Consider the following 19754-nt stretch of genomic DNA (forward strand, 5'->3'; position numbering starts at 1 on the left):
ATGAGTGCCTCCGTACTGACCGCGGTGGCCTGGCCTTATGCCAACGGCCCCAGGCACATCGGTCACGTCTCCGGTTTCGGTGTCCCGTCCGACGTCTTCTCCCGCTACATGCGAATGTCCGGACACCGGGTGCTCATGGTCAGCGGCACGGACGAGCACGGCACGCCCATCCAGGTGCAGGCCGAGAAGGAGGGCCTGACGGCCCGCGAGCTCGCCGACAAGTACAACCGCGTCATCGCCTCCGACCTGCAGGGCCTCGGCCTGTCCTACGACCTCTTCACCCGCACCACCACCGGCAACCACTACCAGGTGGTGCAGGACCTGTTCTCCGCGCTGTGGAAGAACGGCTACGTCATCCCCAAGGTCGAGATGGGCGCCATCAGCCCGTCGACCGGCCGGACGCTGCCCGACCGCTTCATCGAGGGCACCTGCCCGATCTGCGGCTACGACGGCGCGCGCGGCGACCAGTGCGACAACTGCGGCAACCAGCTCGACCCGATCGACCTGAAGAACCCGCGCTCGCGGATCAACGGCGAGACGCCCAAGTTCGTCGAGACGGAGCACCTGTTCCTCGACCTGCCCTCGTTCATCGAGTCGCTGGGCTCGTGGATGGGCACGCGGTCCGAGTGGCGCCCGAACGTGCTCAAGTTCTCGCAGAACCTGATCAAGGACCTGCGGCCGCGCGCCATCACCCGCGACCTCGACTGGGGTGTGCCGATCCCGCTCGACGGGTGGAGCGACCAGCCGATGAAGCGGTTCTACGTGTGGTTCGACGCCGTCATCGGCTACCTGAGCGCGTCCGTCGAGTGGGCACGGCGCACTGGGAACCCCGACGCCTGGAAGGAGTTCTGGACCGGTGACGCCCAGGGCTACTACTTCATGGGCAAGGACAACATCGTCTTCCACTCGCTGATCTGGCCGTCGCTGCTGCTGGGCCAGAACGGCGCGGGCGACAAGGGCGGCGAGCCCGGCCGGTTCGGCACGCTGAACCTGCCGACCGAGGTCGTGTCGTCGGAGTACCTGACGATGAGCGGCTCGAAGTTCTCCACCTCGCGCGGCACCGTGATCTACGTCGGCGACTTCCTGAAGGAGTTCGGGCCGGACGCGCTGCGGTACTTCATCTCCGTCGCGGGTCCCGAGAACCAGGACACCGACTTCACCTGGGAGGAGTTCGTCCGCCGGACCAACTTCGAGCTGGCGAACGAGTGGGGCAACCTGGTCAACCGCTCGATCTCCATGGCGCACAAGAACGTCGGCGCCATCCCGAAGGCGACCGCGCTGACCGACGCCGACCACGAGCTGCTGCGCCAGTCGAAGGCGGCGTTCGACACGGTCGGCGCGCACCTGCGCCGCTCGCGGTTCAAGCAGGCCTCCGGCGAGGCCATGCGCGTGATCTCGCTGGCGAACAAGTACCTGTCCGACCAGGAGCCGTGGAAGCTCAAGGACGACCCGGACCGCCGCGACTCCGTGCTGCACACGGCGTTGCAGGTCGTGCAGGACGCGAACACGCTCATGACGCCGTTCCTGCCGCACTCGGCGCAGCAGGTGCACGAGGCGCTGGGCGGCACGGGCGTGTGGGCCGCGCAGCCGTCGATGGACGAGGTCACCGACCTCGACGTGCCCGACCGCTCGTACCCGGTGCTGACCGGTGACTACGCGGGCGAGCAGGCGAAGTGGGAGTCGACGCCGATCGAGGTCGGCCGGCCGCTGCAGAAGCCCTCGCCGCTGTTCGCGAAGCTCGACCCGAAGCTGGGCGAGACCGGGCCCGAGTGGGCCCCGATCGTCACCGACTAGTGGCGGAGAAGCGGGAACGACCGCCGGTGCCGGAAGCCCTTCCGGTGCCGGTGGTCGACGCCCACACCCACCTCGACGCGTGCGGTGCCGTCGACGCCGCCGACGTGGCCGTGCTGCTGGACCGGGCGGAGGCCGCCGGCGTCTCGCACGTGGTGACGGTCGCGGACGACCTGAAGTCCGCGCAGTGGGCCGCGGAGGCGTCCACCTGGGACCCGCGGGTCTACGCGGCCGTGGCGGTCCACCCGACCCGCACCGCCGCGTTCGGCGACGCGGAGAAGGCCGAGCTGGAGCGGCTGGCCCGGTTCGACCGCGTCGTGGCGATCGGCGAGACCGGTCTCGACTACTACTGGGACTACTCGCCGCCGGCCGCGCAGCAAGACGCTTTCCGTTGGCACATCGACCTTTCCAAGCGCGTCGGGAAGCCGTTGATGATCCACGACCGGGACGCGCACGAGGACGTCCTCAAGGTGCTCGACGCCGAGGGCGCACCGTCCACAGTGGTCTTCCACTGCTTCTCCGGTGACGCGGACTTCGCGCGCCGGTGCGTGGACGCGGGGTACGTGCTGTCGTTCGCGGGCCCGGTGACGTTCAAGAACTCCCGTGCCCTGCAGGAGGCGGCCCGGCTGGTGCCGCAGGATCAGCTGCTCGTCGAGACGGACGCGCCTTTCCTGACGCCCCACCCGTTCCGGGGGCGGCCGAACGAACCCTATTGTGTGAATTACACAGTTCGGGCCTTGGCCACCCTGCGTGGCGAAGATCTTTCTGAACTCGCTGCCGCCGTCACCCGTACTGCTCAACGAGTCTTCGGGCTTGGCCACTGAGATGCGACTTGAGACGAACGGAGCAAAGGGTTCCTACCTCTACGGGTGACTGAGGTCACAACATCGGTGGGGGTGTTTGCGCAACGTCGGCTGCCCCGTTACTGTCCCGTGACCGTGCCACCTGAACCGACCCTGTCGGTTCGGAGCACGCCCGCAGTCGGGGCGGGTCCCAAGCCGGAAGCGCGAAGCAGCGAGACCACGTAGGAGGAGTTGCCGGGAACCTTCGAGCTGCAACTCGAATGATCTTGTCAACGCCAACTGTGCGGTGGCCTCGGAGCTTCCGCAATGGAGGTATCGACCCTTGTCTGGTAGCGACAGAACTGCCGCTCCGTACGACTTCAACGAGGACACCGACTGGTTCACGCCGGTCGGGAACACCGCGGTCGCGGTGGCCGACCCCCACCCGAGCTTCCCCGCCGGTGCGCTGACGATCTCGCCCGCGGACGTGCTCGAGGTGCTCGGCCCTGACGCCGACGAGCTCCTCGCGACGGCGAACGTCGACGTCGACGAGCTGATCCGGCTCATCAACGCCGAGACGACGATCATGCCGCCCCTCGTCCTCCCCACGGAGGAAGAGGAGAAGGAGGACCCGCAGCTCCTCGTCACGGCCGTCTCGTCCTGGAAGCGCCGCTTCCTCAAGGGTGCGGTCGCCGCGGTCCTGGTCTCCATCTCCGGCGGTGGCGTGACCGCGATGGCGATGGACAAGTCCGTGGCCGTGGACATCGACGGCATCACCTCGACCGTCCACTCCTACGAGGGCACGGTCGGCGAGGTCCTCGCGGAGGAGGGCATCAGGGTCGGCGAGCACGACGCGCTGTCCCCGTCGCTCAACGCCCCGATCTCCGACGGCGGCAAGATCACCCTCGACCGCGGCCGCCTGCTCAAGATGAGCGTCGACGGCCAGTCCCGTGAGGACTGGGTCCGCTCGGTCACCGTCGAGGAGGCCGCCAAGCAGCTCGGCGTCCCGGTCGACGGCTCGTGGTTCTCCGCGCCCACCGGCTCCGAGGTCCCCCTCGACGGCATGAACCTCGAGGTGAAGACCCGCAAGGTCGTCAAGCTCTTCGACGGCGCGAACCCGGTCCGCGAGGTCCAGACCACCGCCGTCACCGTCGACGAGCTGCTGAAGAGCGAGAACCTCACCCTCGGTCCCGAGGACGCGGTCCAGGCCGGCACCGACGTGCGCCTGGCCTCCGGCGCCGAGGTCTACATCTCCCGCACCGGCGTCACGGTCATCAACGTGAACGAGCCGGTCGCCCCGCCCGTCGAGAAGACCAACGACCCGACCCTGAACCAGGGTCAGCAGAAGGTCCTGGAGCCCGGCGAGGCCGGCGAGCAGATCTCCACCTACCGCGTGACGGTGAAGAACGGCAAGGAGATCAACCGCGAGAAGATCGGCGGCAAGGTCACCAAGGAGCCGAAGCCGAAGAAGATCGCGGTCGGCACCAAGCCCCTCCCCGACGGCGAGGTGTGGGACCGCCTGGCCAAGTGCGAGGCCGGCGGCAACTGGGCCATCAACACCGGCAACGGCTACTACGGCGGCCTCCAGTTCAACGCGAGCACCTGGGCGGCCTACGGCGGCACCGCCTACGCGGCCCTGCCGCACCAGGCGACCCGCGAACAGCAGATCGCCATCGCCACCAAGCTCCGCGACGGCCGTGGCGGCACGTACTCCGCGTGGCCCGGCTGCCGCGCGAAGCTCGGCCTGCCGTAACCCCGCCTCCCCACCCATCCCTCCGCTCTGCTTGACCGCACGCGGGGACCTTTCGTACTCCAGGTGAGTACGAAAGCTCCCCGCGTGCACTCGACGCAGCAGGGGGCGGGGGTCTTCGGTGGGTGACTTGAGGTCTTCGGTGGGCAACCTGAGGTCTTTGGTGGGTGACCTGAGACAATGCCCCGGTGAGCCTGTTGGGACCCGCCGAAGTCCGCCGTCTAGCCGAAGAGCTGGGCATCCGCCCGACCAAGAAGCTGGGCCAGAACTTCGTGCACGACCCCAACACGGTCCGCAAGATCGTCGCCGCCGCCGGTCTGACCGACGAGGACGTCGTCCTGGAGGTCGGCCCCGGCCTGGGCTCGCTGACCCTCGCGCTCCTCCCGGCGGCCGCTGAGGTGGTCGCGGTCGAGATCGACCCGCCGTTGGCGCACCGGCTGCCCCAGACGGTCCAGGAGCACGACCCGGCCAACGCCGGCAAGCTCCACGTGGTCCTCAAGGACGCCATGAAAGTCACCCAAGAGGACCTGCCGGTACAACCGACCGCGATCGTCGCCAACCTGCCGTACAACGTCGCGGTGCCCGTGGTGCTGCACCTCCTGCACGAGCTGCCGAGCCTGCGCAAGGGGCTCGTCATGGTCCAGGCGGAGGTCGCCGACCGGATGGCGGCGAAGCCCGGCAGCAAGGTCTACGGGGTGCCCAGCGTGAAGCTCGCCTGGTACGCCGACGCGCGCAAGGCGGGGTCGGTCGGGCGCAACGTCTTCTGGCCCGCGCCCAACGTCGACTCCGGGCTGGTTGCCTTCCAGCGCCACGAAAAGCTGTTGTCCACAGTGGATAAGAACAAGCTGTTCAAGATCGTCGACACGGCCTTCGCGCAACGCCGCAAGACCCTCAGGGCCGCCCTCAAGAGCTACACGCCGCACGTCGACGAACTGCTGGCCGAAGCGGGCATCGATCCCCAGGTCAGGGGCGAGCAGTTGAGCGTGATCGACTTTGTCCGGATTGCCGAGGTCTGATCCGGCGATCCTTCGGCCAACAGTGTGATCTGTCGAACGAATCCGAATCTGGCTTGCGCAACCGAACGTCCGTCCGGTTGACTGCTAACTGCCATCCGGAGCGACTGAGAGACCTGGCTCTACGACGTCGCAGCAACCACCCGCTGGATGCGGGCAGGTGCTAACGCCAGGACCGATGGAGGATCACGTGGGTACCTCGCGAATGCTGACGCGCCGTCGAGTCGTCGACCAGTGCCGTCGCACCGCTTCTGCATGTCGTCGCCACCTCGTCTAAGGCGCCTTCTCAAAGTCCTTTGACGCGCACTCGGTCGCTGAGTGGCGCACACACCTGAGCAGAACTTCGACCGCGCACCCCCGCACAACGGGAGCGTGCGCCGTCGCGCGCAGCCGTGGAGCAGAAGTGATCACTGTCGAAAACCTCACCAAGTCCTTCCAGGGTGTCAACGCGCTGAACGGCGTCACCCTCGACGTCCAGGCCGGCACCGTGCTCGGCGTCGTCGGCCCGAGCGGCGCCGGCAAGTCCACGCTGGCCCGCTGCGTCGCACTGCTGGAGCGCCCCGACTCGGGTGCGATCCGCGTCGACGGCACCGACATCACCTCGCTCGACGGCTCGGCGCTGCGTGCCGCCCGTCGGCAGATCGGCGTTGTGCCGCAAGGGGACTCGCTGCTGCGGCAGCGGACCGCGGCCGGCAACATCGCGTTGCCGCTGGAGTCCGCCGGCGTGCCGGGACCGCAGCGGCGCACCCGCGTGGGCGAGCTGCTGGACCTCGTCGGGCTCACCGACAAGGCCGCCGCCTACCCCGACCAGCTCTCCGGCGGGCAGCGCCAGCGCATCGCCGTTGCGCGCGCCCTCGCCGCCAACCCGTCCGTCCTGCTGGCCGACGAGCCCACCAGCGCACTCGACCCGGAGACCACCGGGTCCGTGCTGGCGGTGCTCGACCGTGCGCGCGCAGAGCTGGGTGTGACCGTCCTCGTCGTCACGCACGACATGGGTGTGGTCCGCAAGATCTGCGATGACGTCGCGGTGCTGGAGCAGGGCCAGGTCGTCGAGCACGGCAAGGTGCTCGACCTCGTCAACAACGCCGCCAGCCGCACGAGCTCCGCGCTGCTGCCCGCCGTCGACCTGAACCCGATCAACGAGAACGCCTACGACCGCGTCGCGGACGTCGTGCTCGTCGGGTTCGCCGCGGTCGGCGCGCTGCTGCCCGAGGCCGCGCACCGGTTCGGCGTCGAGCTGAACATCGTCGGTGGCGGGCTCACCCGCCTCGGCGAGACCCCCGTCGCGCGGTTCCGCCTCGGCCTGAACGGCGAGCGGTCCGACTCGGCGCTGGAGTGGATCGGTGAGGCCGGCGGCGCGGTTCAGAGGTCCCTGAAGGGGCCGCAGGGAGTAGCTGCGTGAGGTCTGCAACACCCTGGTCCGACGTGGTGAGCTACCTCGTCGAGGCCACCGGGGAGACGCTGTACATGGTCGGCGTCTCCACCGTGATCGCCACAGTTCTCGGAGTTCCCGTCGGGGTCTGGCTGCAGCTCACCGCCAAGGGCGGGCTGCGGCCGAACGCCGCGGTGCACAGGGCCCTCAGCTTCGTCACCGACCTGGGCCGCTCGATGCCGTTCATCGTGCTGCTCGTCGCCCTCACGTCGGTGACCCGCCTGATCGTCGGCGGGTCCATCGGCAGCACGGCGGTCATCGTGCCGCTGGCCGTGGGAGCGATCCCGTTCGTCGGGCGGCTCGTGCAGAACATCCTGTCCGAGGTGCACGTGACCGTGGTCGAGGCCGCGATCACGACCGGTGCCTCGACGCTCAGGATCGTGCGCAGCGTGCTCATCCGCGAGTCGTTGCCGGCGCTCATCAACGCCATCGGCGTCACGGTCATCGCCCTCATCGGCTACTCGGCCATGGCGGGCGTGATCGGCGGCGGTGGCCTCGGCGACCTGGCCATCCGCGAGGGCTACCAGCGCTTCAACGACCGGATCCTGTGGAGCACCGTGGCGTGGCTCGCCGTGCTCACCACCGTGATCCAGTTCGGCTTCACCCGTGCCGCCCGTGCGTCGGACCGACGCCGGCACGCCTCCGTCTGACCCAGTAGCAATTCTCAAAAGGAACGTCATGCGCATTCGTGCTGCCCTCATCGCTGCCGCTTTGACCGGTTTGACCGCTCTGTCCGCCTGCTCGTCCGGTGGTTCGTCCGCTTCGGACACGCTGAAGGTCGGCGTCTCGCCGGTCCCGCACGCGCAGATCCTCAAGTACGTAGCCGACAACCTCGCGGCGTCCAAGGGCCTGAAGATCGAGGTCGTCGAGTTCACCGACTACGTCCAGCCGAACACGGCACTGGTCGACGGCTCGCTCGACGCCAACTACTTCCAGACCGTCCCGTACCTGGCGACGTTCACGAAGGAGAGCGGCGCGAAGGTCGAGTGGGTCGAGGGCGTGCACGTCGAGCCGCTGGGCCTGTACTCCAAGAAGGTCAAGAAGGTCGACGAGCTGCCGCAGAACGCCAAGGTCGCGGTCGCCAACGACGCCACCAACGAGGCCCGCGGCCTGAAGCTGCTGGAGGCCAACGGCCTGATCAAGCTCAAGGCCGTGGACCAGCCGACCGTCCGCGACGTCGCGGAGAACCCGAAGAACCTGCAGTTCGTGCCCCTGGAGGCGGCCCAGCTGCCGCGCTCGCTGGAGGACACCGACGCCGCGGTGATCAACGGCAACTACGCCATCGACGCGCAGCTCAAGCCCGCCACCGACGCGCTGGTGCTGGAGAAGGCCGAGGGCAACCCCAACGCCAACGGCCTCGTCACCCGCAGCGAGCTCAAGGACGACAAGCGGATCAGGGACCTCGCCGAGCTGCTGGCGTCGCAGCAGGTCAAGGACTACATCAAGCAGACCTTCAACGGCTCCGTCATCCCGGTCTGAGGCCCGTGGTGACCGGGGGAGGAGTCCGCACACGCCGATCGCCCGTAGGCTGACGAGGTGCTCGCTGTCGTTCCCCCTCCGGTTACGGTCCGCGTCCCGGCCAAGGTCAACCTGCACCTGGCCGTCGGCGACGTGCGACCGGACGGCTACCACGACCTGGTGACCATCTTCCAGGCGCTGTCCTTGGCCGACGAGGTCACCGTCGCCGTCGCGGACGAGCCCGGCGTCGAGGTCCACGGCGAGGGCGCCGACCAGGTGCCCACCGGTGCCGGCAACCTCGCCTGGCGTGCCGTGCGGCTGCTCGCCGCCCACGTCGGCAAGGACCCGGACGACCCCAAGGTCCGCGTCGTGATCCGCAAGGCCATCCCCGTCGCCGGCGGCATGGCCGGTGGCAGCGCGGACGCCGCGGCCACCCTGGTCGGCCTGGCCGCGCTGTGGCGGCTGGAGATCAGCCGCGACGAGCTGGCCGAGCTGGCCGCGAAGCTCGGCGCCGACGTCCCGTTCTGCCTCTACGGCGGTACCGCGCTCGGCACCGGCCGCGGCGAGCGGATCGTGCCGGTGCTGGCCCGCCACCAGTTCCACTGGGTGCTGGCGTTCGACCGGCGCGGACTGTCCACGCCGGACGTGTTCGACGAGCTCGACCGGCTGCGCACCGAGGGCGACCCGCCCCGCGTCGGCGCGGTCGAGGCGGTGCTGGAGGGCCTGTCCTCCGGTGACCCGCGCCAGCTCGCGCTGCTGCTGGGCAACGACCTGCAGGCCGCCGCCGTCTCGCTGCGGCCGAACCTGCGCCGCACGTTGCGCGCGGGCGTCGACGCGGGCGCGCTGGCCGGCATCGTGTCCGGTTCAGGCCCCACGACGGCGTTCCTGTGCGAGGACAACGACACGGCCGTGCGCGTCGCCGCCGAGCTCGCGGGCGCGGGTGTGTGCCGGACCGTGCGCGTCGCACAGGGCCCGGTGCCCGGTGCGCGGGTGATCACGACCGAGGAACCGAAGCCCACCCCGCCCGAGGTCCACGCCTGACCCCCGCCCTCCGTTTTCCGCATCTCGGAACTCACGCGGGGAGCTTTCGTACCTTCTACGAGTACGCAAGCTCCCCGCGTGCACTTCGAGGGTACGTAGGGTCCCCGCGTGCACTTCGTGGGTTACGTGGGGTCCCCGCGTGCGGTCGGGGAGCGGGGGCGTTGGCGGTGCTGGGTAGCCTTCACCGGGCAGTTTCTTACGAGTCGTGAGGTTTTGATGGCCAACCTGGTCAACCTGGAGTCCGTGTCGAAGTCGTTCAGCGTCCGGCCGCTGCTCGACGGCGTGTCGCTCGGCGTCAACGAGGGCGACCGCATCGGCGTCGTCGGCCTGAACGGCGGCGGCAAGACGACGCTGCTCGAGGTGCTGGCCGGGGTCGAACCCGCCGACGACGGCCGGGTGTCGCGCTCGCGCGACCTGCGGATGGCGGTCGTGACGCAGCGGACCGAGCTGCCGGAGGGGTCGACCGTGCGCAACGCGGTCATCGACCCGCTCGGCTTCGACGCCGAGCACGAGTGGGCCTCCGACGCACGTGTGCGGTCCATTTTGGACGGACTCGGGATCACGGCGCTGGGCCTGGACTCCGTGGTGTCCACGATGTCCGGTGGCGAACGGCGCCGGGTCGCGCTCGCGGCCGCGTTGATCCAGGACCTCGAGCTGCTCGTGCTGGACGAGCCCACGAACCACCTCGACGTCGAGGGTGTGCGGTGGCTCGCCGAGCACCTGCTGGCCCGCAAGTGCGCGCTCGTCGTCGTCACCCACGACCGGTGGTTCCTCGACACCGTCTGCAACCGCACGTGGGAGGTGGTGCAGGGCAAGGTCGAGCAGTACGAGGGCGGGTACGCCGACTGGATCTTCGCGCGCGCCGAGCGGCAGCGGCTCGCGGACGCGGCCGAGGAGAAGCGGCAGAACCTGGCCCGCAAGGAGCTCGCGTGGCTGCGCCGGGGCGCGCCCGCCCGCACGTCGAAGCCGCGCTACCGCATCGAGGCCGCCGAGGCGCTGATCGCGGACGTGCCGCCGGTGCGCGACACCGTCGAGCTGGTCGCGTTCGCGAAGAAGCGGCTGGGCCGCACGGTGGTCGAGGTCGAGGACGTCACACTGTCCATTCCGGACCGCGTGCTGGTGCGCGACCTGACGTGGCGGATCGGGCCCGGCGAGCGGATCGGCCTGGTCGGCGTCAACGGCTCCGGCAAGACGACGCTGCTGCGGCTGCTGGCCGGTGAGCGCGCACCCGAGACGGGCAAGCGGATCCAGGGTCAGACCGTGAAGATCGCGCACCTCTCCCAGGAGCTGCTCGACCTCAACGGGTCCATGCGCGTGCTGGAGGCGATCGAGGAGGTCGCACGCCGGGTCGTGCTCGGCAAGTACGAGATGTCCGCGTCCCAGCTGGGCGAGCGGTTCGGGTTCTCGTCGCAGAAGCAGTGGACGCCGGTGTCGGACCTGTCCGGTGGCGAGCGGCGGCGGTTGCAGCTGTGCCGGCTGCTGATGGCCGAACCGAATGTGCTGCTGCTCGACGAGCCGACCAACGACCTCGACATCGACACGTTGCAGCAGCTGGAGGACCTGCTCGACTCGTGGCCGGGCACCCTGGTCGTGATCTCGCACGACCGGTACCTCGTCGAGCGCGTGTGCGACAAGGTCGTGGCGCTGTTCGGCGACGGCGGCCTGACCGACCTGCCCGGCGGCATCGAGGAGTACCTGCGGCGCCGCGACTCGGTGCGCGACCGGCAGTCGGCCGCTCCCGCAGCGGAGAAGGCCCCGTCGAACGCCGCGGACCAGCGTGCCGCCCGCAAGGAGCTGGCCCGGCTGGAACGGCGGCTGGAGCAGCTGCACAAGAAGGAGGCCGAGCTGCACGCGGCGCTCGCCGAGGCGGCCACCGACCCCGACCGGCTGCTGAAGCTCGACGCCGAGCTGAAGTCCGTGCTGGCCGAGGAGTCCGACGTCGAGGCCGCCTGGATGGAAGCCGCCGAGGCCGTCGAGGGCTGACCGCAAACAGAACGGAATCCTTACGGGCGCTGCCGGAGGCTCGCCAGCCGGTCCCGCACGGCACCAGACTCACCGGTGATCCACTGCGAACGGATGGAGAGTGCGGATCCCATGGGTGTGAAGGTGTTGTGGAGCAGGCGGATCGTCGCGGCGGCCAGTGCGCTGGCGACGACCGGGGCGTTGACCCTGGCCGGTGCCGGCACCGCCGCGGCGGCCGACACGCTGCGCTACAGCGTGTGCATCAGCAAGGGCAGCAGCGCCAGGGCCCAGATCGTGTTCCTCGGGTCGCACGGCGCGTCGGGTGAGGCGGCTCCCGGGTACTGCGCGTCGGTCGACAAGGGACGCGGCCTGCTGTTCAAGGTCAGGACGCGGACGTTGTCCGGCCAGTGGAAGGAAGACGGCAAGTTCTACAGCTCGGCCGACAAGCACCCGTGCGTGACGGCCTGGAGCCGCAACGGCGGCACGGACACCGCGTACGGCATCAGCTACTTCTCCTCGCCCAACTCCCTGTGCGGCTGAGAGCATCTGCAAGTACCACCAACTGCGAGTCGGTAGTACTTGCAGACGCCGGCAGCAACAGGGGTCAGCGGCCGCGGCGGCGCAGTTCGTCGGCCAGCTGGGGCAGCAGCTCGTCGATGAACGACGTGTCGTAGCCCTGACCGGTCAGCAGCGCGTAGCTGAAGCGGGTCTTCACGACCTCCTCGGAGGTCGCCCCCAGCATGCCGTCGAGCGCGACGCCGATCTCCTCCAGCACCCGGTCGACCTGCGCGGTGCGGTAGCCGCGCTGGCCGGACGCCGCCTGCGGGATGCGCAGCTGGCGCAGGTCCTTCCACGACTTCACCTGCGGCATGCTGCGCACCGGCCCGGAGAGCTGCTGCTCGATCTGGGCGAGGAACGCGTCCACCTCGGTCTCGTCGTACCCGCGGCGGCCGATCAGCGGACGGGAGAAGCGGACGTCGCGGACGTCCTTGCCCGTCAGGTTGTCCTGCCCCAGCAGGGTCGCCTCGATGCGGTCGAGGAAAGCGTCCACCTGGGACTCCTGGTAACCGCGGCGGCCACGGGGAGGGCGGTGGAACGCGACGTTGCGGATGTCCTTCGCGGTGAGCTTCCCGTCCGCAACGGCCTCGGGGCGCGCTGAGGCGGGCAGCGCGGCCTGCGGCTGCACCGGCGGGGCCAGCTGCGGACGTGGTGCCGCCGCGGGCTTCGGCGCGGGCTGCTGCTGCCGCGGCGGCGGTCCCTGGAGCAGCGGGCGCTGCTGCGGCAACCGCGCCGTCGGAGGGGCCGCGGGTGCGGGCGGGGGAGCGGTCTCGAACATGAGCACGACCAGGTCGAGGAAGGTGTCGACGTCCTCGGAGTCGTAGCCGAACGTGCCGGGAGCGGTCTCACCGAACACCGCGTCCTGCACCTGCTGGGCGGTCAAGTTGTCCTCGCCGCGCAGGGTGGCCTCGATGCGGTCGAGGAACGCGTCGATCTGGCCCTCGTGGTACCCGCGGGTCCCCGGTCTGGGCTTGTGGAAGCGCACGGCGGCAACGTCGTCGGGGGACAGTCGCACCGCGGGCCTGAGCGCCTGCGACGTGGCGTGCGCGCCCTGGGCCGGTGCGGCGGCCTGCTGGCGTTGCGGAGTGGACCGCAGCGTGTCCGCCACCAGCTCCATGAACACGTTGACCTCGTTCACGTCATAACCCGGATCACGGGTCGCCGTGCGGAACCTGACGTTCAGCACGTCCTCGCGCGTGAGGATGTCCTTGCTGCGCATGGTGTCCTCGACCCGGTCGAGAAATGCGTCCACCTCAGCCGCGTCGTAGCCGCGCCGCCCCTGCGGGGGGCGGTGGAACGCGACGAGCGCCACGTCCTGCGCGGAGAGCAGAGGTGCCGGATGCGCGGGCAGACGATGCTGCGCTCCGGGGCCGCCCCGATCCACCAATGACCTCCTCCTGCGTACCTGTACTCGGGAGTATCGCGTTTCGCGTGGCACAACGTTTCGCCCTGATGGACCAAAGGCCGCCACTACGATCACGAACATGAGTCAGTTCGTGGATGTGATGCTGGCGACGGCCGCAAACGGCAGGGACAGGGGCATGACGACGGGGGAACCCGCCGCGCCCGTCCGCCGGACCTGGGCCGAGGTGCACGAACGCGCCCGGCGGGTGGCCGGTGCGCTCGACGTGGCGCCGGGCACCGCGATCGCAGTGCTCGCCGCCGAACCCGCCGCCATCGCCCCGGCCGTGCAGGCCGCGTGGCTGTGCGGCGGCAGCGTCACGATGTTGCATCAACCCACACCGCGCACCGACCTGGCCGAGTGGGCCGAGGACACGGTGCGGGTGCTCGCCATGATCGACTCGCGGCTGGTGCTGCTCGGCAGCCCGTTCGACGCGCTGGCCCCCGTGCTGGAGCAGCACGGGATCGCCTACCGGAAGCTGTCCGAGCTCGACGGCGAGCCGATCGAAAACCCTGTTCCCACCTCCGAGGATGCCACCGCACTGCTGCAGTTGACCAGTGGTTCCACGGCCGACCCGAAGGCCGTGCGGATCACCCACCGCAACCTCATGTCGAACGCGCTCGGAATGCGCGAGGCAGCGGCGCTGGACCCCGAGTCCGACGTGATGGTGTCGTGGCTGCCGCTGTTCCACGACATGGGGATGGTCGGCTTCCTGACCGTGCCGATGCTGTTCGGCCTGGAGCTCGTGAAGGTCACGCCGGTCGACTTCCTGGCCCGCCCCACCCTGTGGGCGGACCTCATCACCCGCCACCGGGGCACGATCACCGCCGCGCCGAACTTCGCCTACGCGATCGTGGCCCGCCGCCTGGCGTCCTCGTCCGACTCGTTCGACCTGTCGACCCTGCGCCTGGCGCTGAACGGCGCCGAGCCGATCGACCCGGCCGCCGTGAAGTCGTTCATCGACGCCGGTGCCCGCTTCGGCCTGCGCCCGGAGTCGATCCTCGCCGCCTACGGCATGGCCGAGACCACGCTGGGCGTCGCCTTCGCACCGCTGGACACCGGCCTGGAAGTAGACGTCGTCGACGCCGACGAGCTGGAGGCCGCACGCCAGGCCGTGCCGTCCGAGACGGGCCGCGCCTACCCGCTGCTGGGCCCGCCGCTGCCCGGCCTGGAACTGCGGGTCGTCACCGACACCGGTCAGGTCATGGGCCTGCGCGGCGTCGGCGAGATCCAGATCCGCGGCGACGCCGTCACCCCCGGCTACCTGACCGTGGACGGTCCACTGGCGACGCAGGACGCCGAGGGCTGGCTGTCCACCGGCGACCTCGGCTACGTCGTCGAGGACGGCCAGGTCGTCGTCTGCGGCCGCCGCAAGGACGTCATCATCATGGGCGGCCGCAACATCTACCCCACCGACGTGGAACGCGCCGCGTGCTCCGTCGAGGGCGTGCGCGCGGGCAACGCGGTCGCCGTGCGGCTGGACGCCGGAACGCAGCGCGAACGCTTCGCCGTGGTCGTCGAGTCGAAGCTCGCCGGCGACGCGGACGCGGAGAAGGGGCTGGTCAAGGAGATCACGGCCCGCGTGGTCGACGCGGTCGGGTTGCGGCCGTTCTCCGTCGTGGTGCAGCCGCCGGGGACGTTGCCGAAGACGCCGTCGGGCAAGCTGCGGCGGTCTGCGGCGGCCGCACTGGTCTAGTAGAGGTCATCGAGTTCGTCGAGTCGCCTGCGCAGCTCCCGCGCGCTCGTGCGGGGGAGCGCGCAGGCGACGGCGTCGAGGAGGTTGCGGGCACTGAACGGATCTTCTTCCGGGTAGTGGTCCCACTCCCACGGCGTCTCGTCCATCCACCGGTGCCGTGCCGGAGAGGCGAGCCAGCTGGTCCAGACGCGGAGCGCGAGCTCGACCGAGCCGGGGCCGAGGTGGTTGCGGGAGCGTCCGACGCGGCCCAGGTCGGCGAGGAGCCGGCCGGACAAGCCCTTGAGCACGTCGGGGCGGCGCTTACGCGGCATGGCCCTTTCGGTTGGTCATGCGCTCAGCGCACGGCTCAGTGGAAGGCGTTTTGCGCGGCTTCCAGGCCCTTCGAGATGAGGGCCTCCGTTGCGTCCGCCGCCCGGTCGATCTCCAGGGCGAGCTGCTTGCGTTCGACGGTGGAGAAGTCCTTCAGCACGTAGTCGGCGGGGTCCATGCGGCCCGGCGGGCGGTCCACGCCGAAGCGCACGCGGTGGTAGTCCTTGGTGCCCAACGACTTCGTGATGGAGCGGAGTCCGTTGTGGCCGTTGTCGCCGCCGCCGAGCTTCATCCTGACCGCGGCGAACGGGAGGTCGAGCTCGTCGTGGACGACGACGATCAGGCCCGGCTTGTAGAACTTCGCCGCGCTGGAGACGGGGCCGCCGGAGAGGTTCATGAAGCTGCGCGGCTTGGCGAGGACGACGCGGCGGCCGGACAGGCGGCCCTCGACGACCTCGGCGCCGGACTTGTGGGCCTTGAACTTGCCGCCGACGCGGGCGGCCAGCTCGTCGAGGACGAGGAAGCCGATGTTGTGGCGGTTGCCCTCGTACTTCGGGCCCGGGTTGCCCAGGCCGACGATCAGCGCGAGGCCGTCTCGGGCGAGCTCATCGTCCACGGAAGCGCAGCTCCTGCTCGATCTCGTCCAGCAACGTGTCCACGGCCTGCACCTGGTACCCGCGACCCAGCAGACCGGACGTGGTGCTGAACCGGGTATTGCGGACCTCGGTGGAGGTCATCGCGCCCCTGCCGTCCAGGTTGGCCGCGGCACGGGCGAGGAAGGCGTCGACCTCGACGCGATCGTAGCCGGTGCTCGACCTGGGGATCTTGCGCGCCGTCAGGTCCGCGCCGGTGTTCAGGCCGGTCGGCGGCACGATGCCGGCGCGGACCTGGAACTCCAGCAGGTGCAGCAGCTCGTCCACGGCCTGCGGGTCGTAGCCGTTGGGCACCGCGGCGAACCGGACGGTCTGCACGTGCTCGGGGTTGAGGCGCATCCGGCCGGCCAGCGCGTCGGCGATGATCAGCAGGAACTCGTTCACCTGGCCGGGGTCGTAGCCCTGGCGCTTGCGGCGGAACGTGCGACCGCGGATCTCGGCCGGACTCAGGTACTGCAACGGCGCGCCTCCCCCCTCGTGAGGGGGTGGCGCGCCGTGTGTCCGGCCCGACGTGATGGGGCTCAGCTCTCCTCGGTGGCCTCGGCCGGGGTTGCAGCGGTGTCGTCGCCCTCCATCTGAGCCGCGGACGGCGCCTCGTTGACGGCGACGACGAGAGCGTCGGCGTCGGTGATCAGGGCGGCGCCTTCCGGCAGCGTCAGGTCGCTGGCGTGGATCTGCGTGCCCGCGGCGACGTCGGCGATCGACAGCTCGATCTGCTCCGGGATGTTCATCGCGTCGGACTCGATCTGGATCGTGCTGAGGTCCTGCGTCAGCAGCGTGCCCGAAGCGGGCTCGCCCGAGATGACCAGCGGCACCTCGACGGTGACCTTCTCGCCGCGCTGGACGAGCAGCAGGTCGACGTGCTCGATGTAGTTCTTGATGGGGTGCGTGGTGACGGTCTTCGTCAGCGCCAGCTCACTACCGCCGTCGAGGGCGAGGGTGAGGACGGCGTTCTGACCGTGCTCGCGGACGACACGGGCGAACTCGAGCGCCGGCAGGGCCAGGTGCTTCGGGTCGGAACCGTGGCCGTAGAGGACCGCGGGGATCTTGCCGGCGCGACGGGTACGGCGGGCGGCGCCCTTGCCGAATTCGGTGCGCTGCTCAGCGGCGAGACGAACCTCGGACACGGTGGGGTACTCCTTACAAGTCTGGCCTTGTACGTCGGGGCGGTGCACAAGTATCAGCGGTTGAGGCTTGGGGTGGTGGCCAGCGGCGGCGAGCAGCGCGGAAACGGTCAACACGCGCGGCATCAAGCCACCGCGTCGATCACGCCGAGCTGTGGAGCTCGCCCTCGCCGAGGCAACCCGACCAGTGTAGGTGAGTGGCGTCGACAGGCCTAATCGGGGGGTCCTCGCGAACGCACGCGGGGACCTTTCGTACTCCCAGACGGTACGAAAGGTCCCCGCGTGCGGTCGAAGAACGGAGGTCAGGCGTTGCCGTCGAACAGCGAGGTGACGGAGCCGTCCTCGAAGACCTCCTGGATCACGCGCGCGAGCAGCGGCGCGATGGACAGCACGGTCATGTTCGGGAACCGCTTCTCCGCCGGGATCGGCAGGGTGTCGGTGAACACGACCTCGCGGGCACCCGAGTCCTGCAGGCGCTGGGTGGCAGGGCCGGAGAGGATGCCGTGCGTCGCGGCGATGACCACGTCGGCGGCACCCTCGCTGAGCAGCTGCTTCACGGCGCCGGCGATGGTGCCGCCGGTGTCGACCATGTCGTCGATCACGATGCAGAGGCGGCCCTCGACCTTGCCGACCACGCGGTTCGAGACGACCTCGTTGGGTCGCAGCGGGTCGCGGGTCTTGTGGATGAACGCGATCGGCGCGCCGCCGAGCGTGTCCGCCCACTTCTCGGCCAGCTTGGTGCGGCCGGCGTCGGGGGAGACGACGGTGAGCTCGTGGCCCGCGTACTTGCCGCGGATGTGGTCCGCGAGCAGCGGCATGGCCCACAGGTGGTCGACCGGGCCGTCGAAGAAGCCCTGGATCTGGGCCGTGTGCAGGTCGACCGAGACGAGGCGGTCGGCGCCGGCGGTCTTGAACATGTCCGCGATGAGGCGGGCGGAGATGGGCTCGCGGCCGCGGTGCTTCTTGTCCTGCCGGCCGTAGGGGTAGTACGGCAGGATCACGGTGATGCGCTTGGCCGAGGCGCGCTTCAGGGCGTCGACCATGATCAGCTGTTCCATCAGCCATTGGTTGATGGGCGCGGTGTGCGACTGGATCACGAAGGCGTCGCAGCCGCGGACCGACTCCTCGAAGCGGACGAAGATCTCGCCGTTCGCGAAGTCGTAGGCCTGCTGCGGGGTCACGGTGACGTTGAGGTGCTTCGCGACCTCTTCCGTCAGCTCCGGGTAGGCACGCCCTCCGAAGAGCATCAGGTTCTTCTTCGGTGTGCCGGGCATCTGCGGGTTCACGGTCAGCGACCCTCCTCAGTCTTCTCGGAATTCTGCTGCGCGAGTGCCGCGGCAGCTGCCTGGGCGGCTGCCGTGCCCTCGCGCCGGCTGATGACCCAGCCTTCGAGGTTGCGCTGTGGGCCGCCGGACACGGCGAGCGCGCCCGGTGGGACGTTGCGGCGCAGGACCGTGCCCGCGCCGGTGTAAGCACCATCGCCCACCGTCACCGGCGCTACGAACATGTTGTCCGAGCCGGTGCGGCAGTGGGATCCGACGATCGTGCGGTGCTTGTTCACCCCGTCGTAGTTGACGGTTACCGATGCTGCACCGATGTTGCTGTGATCACCGATCGTGGCGTCACCGATGTAGGACAGGTGGGGGACCTTCGAACCCTCGCCGATCGTCGAGTTCTTCGTCTCGACGAACGTGCCGATCTTGCCCTTGACCCCCAGAGACGTGCCGGGGCGCAGGTAGGCGAACGGGCCGACGCTCGCGCGCTCGCCGATGACCGAGTCGCTGCCGTGCGTGCGCACGACCGACGCGCCGTCGCCCACCGTGACGCCGGACAGCGTGGTGTCCGGGCCGACCACGGCACCGGCGCCGATCACCGTGCCCGCGCGGAGCTGCACGTTCGGCTCGATCAGCGCGTCCTGGCCGATCCGCACGTCCGCGTCCACCCACGCCGAGGACGGGTCGACGAACGTGACGCCGGAGCGCAGGTGGCCCTCGACGATCCTGCGGTTCATCTCGGCGCCCACGGCGGCCAGCTGCACGCGGTCGTTGATGCCCTCGACCAGCCAGCGGTCGGACGCGACCAGCGCGCCGACCCGCAGGCCGTCGCCGCGGGCGATGCCGAGCACGTCGGTCAGGTACAGCTCGCCCTGGGCGTTGTCGGTCGACAGCCGCGACAGGCCGTCGCGCAGCACGGCGGCGTCGAACGCGTACACGCCCGAGTTGATCTCGGTGATCAGCCGCTCGGTCGCGGAGGCGTCCTTCTGCTCCACGATGCCCTGCACGGTCCCGTCGGGGTCGCGCACGATCCGGCCGTACCCGGTGGGGTCGTCCACCACGGCGGTCAGCACGGTCACGGCGTTGCCGGCGGCCGAGTGCTCGGCCAGCAGGGCCCTGAACGTCCCGGTGTCGAGCAGCGGGACGTCGCCGTAGCTCACGACCACGGTCCCGCCCAGGTCGTGGGGCAGCTCCGCCAGACCGCAGGAGACCGCGTGCCCGGTGCCCTTCTGCTCGGCCTGCACGGCGACGGTGACCTTGCGGCCCAGCGCGCCGGACAGCGCCTCCAGGTGCTCGGTGACCGCTTCACGGCCGTGTCCGACGACGACGGCCAGGTGGTCGGGGTCTGTGCCCGCCGCCGCACGCACCGCGTGTTCGACGAGAGACCGTCCGGCGATCCGGTGCAGCACCTTCGGCGTGGACGACCGCATGCGGGTGCCTTCCCCGGCGGCGAGCACGACCGTGCTGACAGGGCCTTCGAGCATCAATGCTCTCCCTAACAGGCTGGGT

General features: G+C 70.0%; 18 protein-coding genes, 1 pseudogene and 1 riboswitch. Of the genes and pseudogenes, 11 read left to right on the top strand and 8 right to left on the bottom strand.

Features of this window, described 5'->3' with window-relative positions; all coding sequences use genetic code 11:
• The 10 genes from metG (at window position 1) to AB0A63_RS06070 (ending at window position 11769) form a co-directional block, all read left to right on the top strand.
• A complete protein-coding gene (metG, locus tag AB0A63_RS06025) occupies window positions 1–1794 on the top strand; it encodes a methionine--tRNA ligase (RefSeq protein WP_360385837.1) in 1794 nt (597 codons plus the stop codon).
• 26 nt (window positions 1795–1820) lie between these two features.
• Window positions 1821–2615, top strand: coding sequence for a TatD family hydrolase (locus AB0A63_RS06030; protein WP_360385839.1), 795 nt, complete (start codon window positions 1821–1823; stop codon window positions 2613–2615).
• Between the two features lie 301 nt (window positions 2616–2916).
• A complete protein-coding gene (locus tag AB0A63_RS06035; RefSeq protein WP_360385841.1) occupies window positions 2917–4326 on the top strand; it encodes a transglycosylase family protein in 1410 nt (469 codons plus the stop codon).
• 191 nt (window positions 4327–4517) lie between these two features.
• The gene (rsmA, locus tag AB0A63_RS06040; RefSeq protein WP_360386659.1) at window positions 4518–5339 is read left to right on the top strand and encodes a 16S rRNA (adenine(1518)-N(6)/adenine(1519)-N(6))-dimethyltransferase RsmA; all 822 of its coding nucleotides are present in this window, start codon (window positions 4518–4520) and stop codon (window positions 5337–5339) included.
• Between the two features lie 88 nt (window positions 5340–5427).
• A riboswitch (SAM riboswitch) is annotated at window positions 5428–5521 on the top strand.
• Window positions 5522–5739: 218 nt separating this feature from the next.
• The gene (locus tag AB0A63_RS06045; protein WP_360385843.1) at window positions 5740–6738 is read left to right on the top strand and encodes a methionine ABC transporter ATP-binding protein; all 999 of its coding nucleotides are present in this window, start codon (window positions 5740–5742) and stop codon (window positions 6736–6738) included.
• Complete coding sequence (locus AB0A63_RS06050) at window positions 6735–7418, top strand: methionine ABC transporter permease (protein ID WP_360385845.1); 684 nt, start codon at window positions 6735–6737, stop codon at window positions 7416–7418. Before AB0A63_RS06045 ends, AB0A63_RS06050 begins: the two co-directional genes overlap by 4 nt.
• A 28-nt stretch (window positions 7419–7446) precedes the next feature.
• Window positions 7447–8247, top strand: a complete 801-nt coding sequence (locus AB0A63_RS06055) for a MetQ/NlpA family ABC transporter substrate-binding protein (protein WP_360385847.1) — start codon at window positions 7447–7449, stop codon at window positions 8245–8247.
• A 57-nt stretch (window positions 8248–8304) separates the two neighbouring features.
• Entirely contained in the window at window positions 8305–9267 is a 963-nt protein-coding gene (locus AB0A63_RS06060) for a 4-(cytidine 5'-diphospho)-2-C-methyl-D-erythritol kinase (RefSeq protein ID WP_360385849.1), read from the top strand.
• Window positions 9268–9483: 216 nt separating this feature from the next.
• Window positions 9484–11250 (top strand): ABC-F family ATP-binding cassette domain-containing protein, encoded by a 1767-nt coding sequence (locus AB0A63_RS06065; protein ID WP_360385851.1) that lies wholly within the window; start codon window positions 9484–9486, stop codon window positions 11248–11250.
• Between the two features lie 111 nt (window positions 11251–11361).
• Window positions 11362–11769, top strand: coding sequence for a hypothetical protein (locus AB0A63_RS06070; RefSeq protein ID WP_360385853.1), 408 nt, complete (start codon window positions 11362–11364; stop codon window positions 11767–11769).
• A gap of 64 nt (window positions 11770–11833) precedes the next feature.
• Here the strand turns inward: AB0A63_RS06070 and AB0A63_RS06075 are convergent, their stop codons facing one another.
• Complete coding sequence (locus tag AB0A63_RS06075; protein ID WP_360386662.1) at window positions 11834–13006, bottom strand: DivIVA domain-containing protein; 1173 nt, start codon at window positions 13004–13006, stop codon at window positions 11834–11836.
• 6 nt (window positions 13007–13012) lie between these two features.
• Window positions 13013–13117: pseudogene (locus AB0A63_RS06080) on the bottom strand (DivIVA domain-containing protein); the annotation flags it as partial.
• A 154-nt stretch (window positions 13118–13271) separates the two neighbouring features.
• Here AB0A63_RS06080 and AB0A63_RS06085 point away from each other — a divergent pair.
• Complete coding sequence (locus AB0A63_RS06085) at window positions 13272–14885, top strand: fatty acyl-AMP ligase (RefSeq protein ID WP_360385855.1); 1614 nt, start codon at window positions 13272–13274, stop codon at window positions 14883–14885.
• On the opposite strand, the gene AB0A63_RS06090 is transcribed toward AB0A63_RS06085, so the two are convergent.
• From AB0A63_RS06090 to glmU, 6 genes are all read right to left on the bottom strand, one after another.
• Complete coding sequence (locus tag AB0A63_RS06090; RefSeq protein ID WP_360385857.1) at window positions 14882–15196, bottom strand: hypothetical protein; 315 nt, start codon at window positions 15194–15196, stop codon at window positions 14882–14884. The genes AB0A63_RS06085 and AB0A63_RS06090 overlap by 4 nt on opposite strands.
• 35 nt (window positions 15197–15231) lie before the next feature.
• Window positions 15232–15810, bottom strand: a complete 579-nt coding sequence (pth, locus tag AB0A63_RS06095) for an aminoacyl-tRNA hydrolase (protein ID WP_360385859.1) — start codon at window positions 15808–15810, stop codon at window positions 15232–15234.
• Window positions 15800–16306 (bottom strand): DivIVA domain-containing protein, encoded by a 507-nt coding sequence (locus AB0A63_RS06100; protein ID WP_360385861.1) that lies wholly within the window; start codon window positions 16304–16306, stop codon window positions 15800–15802. Before AB0A63_RS06100 ends, pth begins: the two co-directional genes overlap by 11 nt.
• 62 nt (window positions 16307–16368) lie before the next feature.
• Window positions 16369–16974, bottom strand: a complete 606-nt coding sequence (locus AB0A63_RS06105) for a 50S ribosomal protein L25/general stress protein Ctc (RefSeq protein ID WP_360385863.1) — start codon at window positions 16972–16974, stop codon at window positions 16369–16371.
• 299 nt (window positions 16975–17273) lie between these two features.
• The gene (locus tag AB0A63_RS06110; protein ID WP_360386664.1) at window positions 17274–18245 is read right to left on the bottom strand and encodes a ribose-phosphate diphosphokinase; all 972 of its coding nucleotides are present in this window, start codon (window positions 18243–18245) and stop codon (window positions 17274–17276) included.
• A 14-nt stretch (window positions 18246–18259) separates the two neighbouring features.
• Window positions 18260–19729, bottom strand: coding sequence for a bifunctional UDP-N-acetylglucosamine diphosphorylase/glucosamine-1-phosphate N-acetyltransferase GlmU (glmU, locus tag AB0A63_RS06115; protein ID WP_360385865.1), 1470 nt, complete (start codon window positions 19727–19729; stop codon window positions 18260–18262).
• Window positions 19730–19754 lie beyond the last annotated feature (25 nt).

Origin of the sequence: Lentzea sp. NPDC042327, from assembly GCF_040647275.1 — a bacterium.
Lineage (GTDB): Bacteria > Actinomycetota > Actinomycetes > Mycobacteriales > Pseudonocardiaceae > Lentzea.

Coding starts and splice junctions, on each gene's coding strand:
- glmU (WP_360385865.1), bottom strand. CDS start 19,729: ATGCTCGAAGGCCCTGTCAGCACGGTCGTGCTCGCCGCCGGGGAAGGC.
- metG (WP_360385837.1), top strand. CDS start 1: ATGAGTGCCTCCGTACTGACCGCGGTGGCCTGGCCTTATGCCAACGGC.
- AB0A63_RS06070 (WP_360385853.1), top strand. CDS start 11,362: ATGGGTGTGAAGGTGTTGTGGAGCAGGCGGATCGTCGCGGCGGCCAGT.
- AB0A63_RS06090 (WP_360385857.1), bottom strand. CDS start 15,196: ATGCCGCGTAAGCGCCGCCCCGACGTGCTCAAGGGCTTGTCCGGCCGG.
- AB0A63_RS06110 (WP_360386664.1), bottom strand. CDS start 18,245: ATGCCCGGCACACCGAAGAAGAACCTGATGCTCTTCGGAGGGCGTGCC.
- AB0A63_RS06065 (WP_360385851.1), top strand. CDS start 9,484: ATGGCCAACCTGGTCAACCTGGAGTCCGTGTCGAAGTCGTTCAGCGTC.
- AB0A63_RS06075 (WP_360386662.1), bottom strand. CDS start 13,006: ATGCGCAGCAAGGACATCCTCACGCGCGAGGACGTGCTGAACGTCAGG.
- AB0A63_RS06055 (WP_360385847.1), top strand. CDS start 7,447: ATGCGCATTCGTGCTGCCCTCATCGCTGCCGCTTTGACCGGTTTGACC.
- AB0A63_RS06085 (WP_360385855.1), top strand. CDS start 13,272: ATGAGTCAGTTCGTGGATGTGATGCTGGCGACGGCCGCAAACGGCAGG.